Origin of the sequence: Streptomyces aurantiacus (assembly GCF_001418335.1) — a bacterium.
GTDB lineage: Bacteria > Actinomycetota > Actinomycetes > Streptomycetales > Streptomycetaceae > Streptomyces > Streptomyces aurantiacus.
Map to the genome: position 1 here is coordinate 25034 of NZ_LIPP01000403.1, position 6640 is coordinate 31673.

Consider the following 6640-nt stretch of genomic DNA (forward strand, 5'->3'; position numbering starts at 1 on the left):
GTCCACGCCGCAGGGCGCGTACGTCCTCATTCCCCTTCCCACTTCCACCCGTTCCGGGGCATTCCCGCACGGGCGCTCCACGCGTCCGGTGTGCCACGGGCGTGGGACAACCCGAGAAGGACCTACAGGTGACCACTCCTGTTCTGCCCGCCCCGCGCTCGACGCGCGCCGCGGACCACGTGACGGCCGAACCCGGCGCGACGGCATCGCGCGACGAGTCGGCCACCGCCTGGGCGCTGGCCGCCCGTGGCGGCGACCCCGAGGCCGTCGACCGGTTCGTACGGGCCCTGCATCCGGACGTCGTCCGGTACATCACCCACGTCGGCGCCGACCACCAGGCCGCCGACGATCTGGCGCAGGACACGTTCCTGCGGGCGCTGGGCAGCCTGCACCGGTTCGAGGGGCGCTCGTCGGCCCGTACCTGGCTGCTGTCCATCGCCCGCCGCACGGTCGTCGACAGCCTGCGGTACGCCGCCGCACGGCCGCGGCTGGCCGACGCGGACGACTGGACGATATGTGCCGACCGGGCCCGGCCGAGCGGACTGCCCGGTTTCGAGGAGGGCGTGGCACTGCTCGACCTGCTGGACGCGCTGGCTCCCGAGCGCCGCCGGGCGTTCGTCCTCACCCAGCTTGCGGGGCTGTCCTACGAGGAGGCCGCCGAGCTCAGCGGCTGCCCCATCGGCACGATCCGTTCGCGGGTGGCACGGGCCCGCGCGACCCTCGTAGAACTCCTCGCCGCGGCCGAGGAATCACGCCTCCCGGCCGCTGCGGCCGGGTGACGAAGGAGGTGCCGGTGCTCATCTCGTGCCTTCGGTCACGGTCGCCTCCACGGTGACTCTTCCGCTCTCCCGGAACCACAGGTTGTACGGCAGCGTCTGCCCGGCCCTGAGCTCAGGAGGATCGAGGATCATCACCCGGAGGCTGCCCGGCGCCATGCGCACCGTGCCACCCGCCGGGACGTCGACGGCCCGTACGGGATACACACGCCCCGCCCCGGTCCGGCGCTCCGAACGCCGCAACACGCTGACGCCCAGCTCCGTCGAGTCCGCGTAGAGCAGCGTGTCCTTCGACGGGCCGGTGTTGCGGATCTCGAAGTACGCGGCGGTGGAGCCGAAGCCCGCGGGCACCGCGACGATGCGCGCGGAGCCGACCGTGATCCTGGGCGGTGCGTCACCTGCCGCGCCGGTCGAGGTGTAGGCCGTCAGCAGCACCAGCGCCGCACAGCAGGCGCCCAGCGGCGCCGCGACGGACCGCAAGGCGTCTTTGAAGGGCGTGCTCGGTGTCCGGCGCGGCACGCGCCCTGCTCGCGTCGCGCGTATCGGGCTTCTCGGCTCCATGTGTCAGTGGTCGGAGCGCGGTCCCGGCTGGTTCCCGGTTCGTGCCGACCGACCGGTTCCGGTGCGACCCACGCGTCCCAGGCGCGTACGAGCCCGGGACGCGTACGAGCCCGGGACGCGCACAAACCGCGGGAACTCCACGGCCCGTCGGCGCGACTACCTGTCTGTGAGGCGGACCCGGCAAGCGGAAACCCGAGGAGTGCGACCACCCGGCATGACACCAGAGATAGAGAACGCCTTCGCCGCGATCAGAGCCGAGTTCGGCAGGGAATCGATCGATCGGGTCGAGCAGATGCTGGAGCCGGGCAGGGACGAAAGGCATCCGCTGCAGAAGGCGGCCAAGTGGATAATGCCGGGACTCTCTCCCACCCCCTGGCACGATCCGTACGCCTACGCCGAACTGGCCCCCGTGGTCCACGCGTTGGAGGCCGGTCACCCGGCGATCAAGAAAGAACTGGAAGCCGCGTGGACCGCCCGCCGTGAGGCCTTCTCGGACTACGAGCACTATCTGACCCGCCAGGAGAACTGGCAGGCCCTCCATCTCTTCCGCAAAGGCGGCCTCGTCGAGGAGTCGGCCGCTCTCGCTCCCACCGCTTATCGGGTGCTGAAGGAATTCGCGGTGGACACGGACACGATATGCCCGCTCCTCGAATGTCATTTCTCCACCCTGCTGCCGGCCGCCGTCATCGCACCTCACTGCGACCTGTGGAACTTCAGCATCAACCTGCATCTCGCCGTGGACATCCCCGACGGGTGCAGCCTCACGGTCGCCGGAGAGACGCGGTCGTGGGAAGAGGGCAAGTGCCTGCTCTTCGACTACTCCTTCGAGCACGAGGCGCGCAACGAAGGCACCAGGCCACGGACCTGCCTGCTCGTCGACCTCTGGCATCCGCAGACCGCGGTTCCCGAACGCCGGGCGCTGGTGGCCCTCATCACCGAGATCCGCCGACTCATGGGGGACGAGTGACGACGACAGACGCGGTGAGGACTCCGTTGCGAAAGCCGATCGGACTTCCCCTGGTCGTGCTGGCGCTGGGGCAACTCGTCATCGCGCTCGACCACAACATCGTGTACGTCGCGCTGCCGGACATCGGCGCCGGGCTGGGATTCTCCGACCACGACCTGCAGTGGGTGGTGAGCGCCTACGTCGTGGCCACGGGCGGCTTGCTGCTGCTGGGAGGCCGGGCCGCGGACCTGCTCGGCCGGCGCCGGATGTTCGCCGTCGCGGCGCTGCTGTACGCGGGGTCGTCCCTCGTCGGCGGCTTCGCGGAGTCACCCGGCGTCCTGGTCGCGGTCAGAGCGGTCCAGGGCGTCGGCGGCTCCTTGCTCTTTCCGGCGACGCTCTCCCTGATCAACACCATGTACGACGAGGGCCCCGACCGGAACCGTGCCCTGGCGGTCTGGGGCGCCGCGGGAGCGGGCGGGCTCTGCTTCGGCTCCCTCCTCGGCGGGGTTCTGGTGGAGGCGTTCGGCTGGCCGTCGGTGTTCTTCGTCAACGTGCCCGTGGCGGGAGCCCTCGCGCTGGCCGGCTGGCGGCTCTTCCCCGCGGACGGACCGCGGGACCACTCGCGGAACTTCGACGTGACGGGTGCCCTGGCCGCGACGGGCGGGATTACCCTCCTGGTGTTCCTGCTGGTGCGGGCACCCGCCGAGGGCTGGACGACTCCCGTGGTCCTCGTGAGCGCGGTCCTCTCCCTCGGCCTGCTGACGCTCTTCGCCGTGGTGGAGAGGCGCTCGCGTGATCCGCTCGTACCGGCACGGCTGCTCGCCCACCGCGGGCTGCTCGCCGCCATGGGCATCACCGCCTTCTACAGCGCCACCTTCAGCGCGGTGCCGTACTTCCTGACCCTGTACTTCCAGACCGTCCGGGGATACAGCGCGGCAGCGACCGGGCTCGCGTTCCTCGTGCCCGCCGTGGTGGTCGCCGCCGGTACCCAGGCCGGCGAGCGAGCGGTGTCCGCCTTCGGCGTACGCCGCATGCTGGTGGGCGGAATGGCGCTGGGCGCCGCCGGAGCCGCGGCACTCGGCCTGGCGCTCACCTCGGACGGCTCGTATCCCGCGCTGCTGCCGGGGATCGTGCTGCTCGGCCTCGGCCAAGGAGCCGCCTGGACGGGGATGTGGATCGCCGCGTCCGCCGGGGTCGCCCCCGGTGACCAGGGCGTCGCCTCCGGGATGGCGTCGACCGCCTTGCAGGTCGGCGGCGCCGTCGGCCTCGCCGTACTGGTCGCGGTCGCCGGCGGCGTCGGGCAGCACGCCTCAGGACCCGGCCTCCTCGACGGCATCCGTACCGCGGTCTTCTCGATAGCGGGGGGCATCGGCTGTGGCGTACTCGCACTGCTCATCCTCCACCGGAGGGCCGGGTCCACCGGGACCGGCGGGACCGGCGGCCCGTAGCCCATTGCCCATCCACTCCAGTCCTTCGAACGCTCCCTGCCTGTCCCAATGCCAGGAGAATCTCCATGTCCCTCACCGCCACAGGTAGTTCCGCCCCCGTGGCCGCCGTCCTGTGCGGACTGGCCGGCTGGGTGCCGTCCCGTGTGGTGACCAACGAAGACCTCGCGCGACGACTCGACACCGACGACGCGTGGATCCGTACGAGAACCGGAATCCGGCAGCGGTACGTGGTCGAGCCCGGCCAGGCGACCTCCGACCTGGCGGTCGAAGCCGGCCGCAGGGCACTCGCCTCCGCCGGAAGGGACAGGGTCGACGCCGTCGTCGTCGCCACGACGACCGCGGACCACACCTGTCCGGCCACCGCACCCGCGGTCGCCGCACGGCTCGGTCTGGCGGGGGTGGCCGCCTTCGACGTCAACGCCGTGTGCACCGGCTTCGTCTACGGGCTCGCCTCGGCCGCCGGGCTGATCGCGGCCGGTGTGGCCGACCGGGTCCTGCTCATCGGGGCCGACACCTACTCCACGATCGTGGATCCGCTGGACCGGGCCGACGCGATCATCTTCGGGGACGGTGCCGGAGCCGTCGTCCTGCGTGCCGGACATCCCGACGAGCCCGGCGCGGTCGGCCACTTCGACCTCGGCAGCGACGGCGCGCACGAGGACCTGATCATGGTCGCGGCCGGCGGGTCCAGGCAGCGTTCCCTGCCCGGTGAACCCAGCCGTCGGGACCGGCACTTCGCGATGCGGGGCAAGGAGGTCTACCGCCACGCGGTGACACGTATGGCCGAGTCGGCGCGCGCCACACTGTCCCGCGCGGGCTGGAAGATCGACGACGTCGACCACTTCGTACCCCACCAGGCCAACCTGCGCATCCTGCACTCGGTGGCCGACGACCTGGGTCTGCCGCGGGAGCGCTGCGTGACCCATGTCGAGTCCGTCGGCAACACGGGCGCCGCGTCCATCCCGCTCGCCCTCGCCGACGCGGCGGCCGGCCGGACGATCGGGCCCGGCGACCGGCTCCTGCTCACCGCCTTCGGAGGCGGCCTCACCTGGGGCTCCTGCCTGCTGACCTGGCCCGCGTTCCCCGAGTTCCCTGCGTTCCCCGCGCCCGCTCGGCCGGCGGCCCAACCGACCCGACCAGCCCAACCAGCCCGCCCGTAGGGCTTCTCGGCTGACCCACTCGTACCCAAGGCCCGTACGCACAAGGCCCGTACGCACAAGGAGAAACGGACCACGTCATGAGCACCACCTACGAGCAACTGGTCGGCATCCTGACCAGACTCCACGACGCCCCCGCGCACCGGCTCCGCCCCGAGGCGACCCTCGGTGAACTGGACGTCGACTCGCTGACGACGGTCGAGATCAGCATCCGCATCGAGCGTGACCTCGGGGTGTCCGTCGGAGACGACGAACTCCAGCCCGACCTCACCCTCGCCGACCTCACCGGCCTCGTCGAAGCACGGCGAGCGGCCGTCTGACCGGCCACCCCGCCGATCACCCCACCCGGTCATCGTCACCCACGAAAGGCAGTACCCCATGCGGATCAAGGACCAGCCCGGCGACGCGATCGGCGCGACGGTCGAGGGATTCGACCACGTCGGCGCCTCGGACGCCGACATCGACGCCCTCAAGAACACCGTCTACACGAAGAAGATCGCCGTCCTGAAAGAACAGGACCTCTCTCCTCAGGAGTTCCTCGCACTCGGCAAGCGACTGGGCCGCCCGGAGACCTACTACGAGCCGATGTACCACCACCCGGAGGTCACGGAGATATTCGTCTCGTCCAACGTCCCGGAGAACGGGCAGCAGATAGGCGTACCGAAAACCGGAAAGTTCTGGCACGCCGACTACCAGTTCATGCCGGACCCCTTCGGGATCACCCTGATATACCCCCAGGTCATACCGGAAACGAACCGTGGTACGTACTTCATCGACATGGGCCGGGCGTACGACAGGCTGCCCGAGGAGCTCAAGAAGGAAATCGGTGGAACGTCCTGCCGGCACTCCGTGCGCAAGTACTTCAAAATCCGGCCGCACGACGTCTACCGGCCGATCTCCGAGATCATCGAGGAGGTCGAGCGGAAGACGCCGGCCGTCGCCCAGCCGACCACGTTCACCCACCCCATGACCGGCGAGACGGTCCTCTACATCAGCGAGGGCTTCACCGTCGGGATCGAGGACCGGGCCGGTGAGCCGCTCGACGGGGAACTGCTCAAGCGGCTGTTCGAGGCCACCGGCCAGCTCGACGAGACCTTCGAGCACGACAACATCCATCTGCAGAGTTTCGAGCGGGGCGACCTGCTGATCTGGGACAACCGCAGTCTCATCCACCGCGCCCGGCATACGAGCACCCCCGAGCCGACCGTCTCCTTCCGCGTCACCGTGCACGACGAACGCAGGCTCCACGACGGGATCAAGGCGGCATGACGACCCCCTTCGTGGCCGAACACCCCACGGACCTGGACCTGTTGGCGCGGGTGCTGACGCCCTACAAGGCGCACTGCACGTACCTGCGCTCGGCCGTCGTCGTGGCGGAGAGCGCCGGACAAGCAGCCGTCCGCGGCGAATTCGTGATCCCCGAGTCGTGCTACATCGACGACACCGGCCACCTGAATTCCGTCGAGGTGAACATCTGCTACAACCAGATGATGTATTACCTCGTCGCCAAGTCCATAAAGGAAGGGCTCTTGACGGAGTTCGAATCCTGGACGCTGGACGACTTCTGGGAGCATCAGCTCCCGGACATCCTGATCGCGCGGTTCGCCGCCAATTTCCGGCGGCCCGTCAATCCCCGCGCGTTCTCCGGCGAGATGCAGCTCCGGTCGGTCAAGCGACGCGCCCCGGCCGGCGAAAAACCGTTCCTGTACGTCGACACGGCCTTCCGTTACTGGGACGGGGACGGGGACGGGG

At 70.0% G+C, this 6640-nt stretch carries 8 protein-coding genes; 7 read left to right on the top strand and 1 reads right to left on the bottom strand.

All coding sequences use genetic code 11. The features are described from left to right. Positions 1-128: 128 nt before the first annotated feature. The gene (locus AOK01_RS36820; RefSeq protein WP_055519454.1) at positions 129-779 is read left to right on the top strand and encodes a sigma-70 family RNA polymerase sigma factor; all 651 of its coding nucleotides are present in this window, start codon (positions 129-131) and stop codon (positions 777-779) included. Between the two features lie 18 nt (positions 780-797). On the opposite strand, the gene AOK01_RS36825 is transcribed toward AOK01_RS36820, so the two are convergent. Beyond that, positions 798-1256 (bottom strand): copper chaperone PCu(A)C, encoded by a 459-nt coding sequence (locus AOK01_RS36825; RefSeq protein WP_245702571.1) that lies wholly within the window; start codon positions 1254-1256, stop codon positions 798-800. Between the two features lie 295 nt (positions 1257-1551). On the opposite strand from AOK01_RS36825, the gene AOK01_RS36830 reads away from it, so the two are divergent. From AOK01_RS36830 to scoD, 6 genes are all read left to right on the top strand, one after another. Next, a complete protein-coding gene (locus tag AOK01_RS36830; RefSeq protein ID WP_055519458.1) occupies positions 1552-2304 on the top strand; it encodes an aspartyl/asparaginyl beta-hydroxylase domain-containing protein in 753 nt (250 codons plus the stop codon). 26 nt (positions 2305-2330) lie between these two features. Then, complete coding sequence (locus tag AOK01_RS36835) at positions 2331-3731, top strand: MFS transporter (protein WP_245702572.1); 1401 nt, start codon at positions 2331-2333, stop codon at positions 3729-3731. Between the two features lie 65 nt (positions 3732-3796). Further along, on the top strand, positions 3797-4891 hold the full coding sequence (locus AOK01_RS36840) for a beta-ketoacyl-ACP synthase III (RefSeq protein WP_055519461.1): 1095 nt from the start codon (positions 3797-3799) through the stop codon (positions 4889-4891). Positions 4892-4968: 77 nt separating this feature from the next. Continuing rightward, positions 4969-5208, top strand: a complete 240-nt coding sequence (locus tag AOK01_RS36845; RefSeq protein WP_055519463.1) for an acyl carrier protein — start codon at positions 4969-4971, stop codon at positions 5206-5208. A gap of 58 nt (positions 5209-5266) precedes the next feature. Then, positions 5267-6157, top strand: coding sequence for a (3R)-3-[(carboxymethyl)amino]fatty acid oxygenase/decarboxylase (gene scoE / locus AOK01_RS36850; protein ID WP_079104059.1), 891 nt, complete (start codon positions 5267-5269; stop codon positions 6155-6157). Then, on the top strand, positions 6154-6640 hold a 487-nt coding region (scoD, locus tag AOK01_RS36855), incomplete at its 3' end, for a (2E)-enoyl-ACP glycyltransferase (protein WP_055519465.1). The genes scoE and scoD, both read left to right, overlap by 4 nt.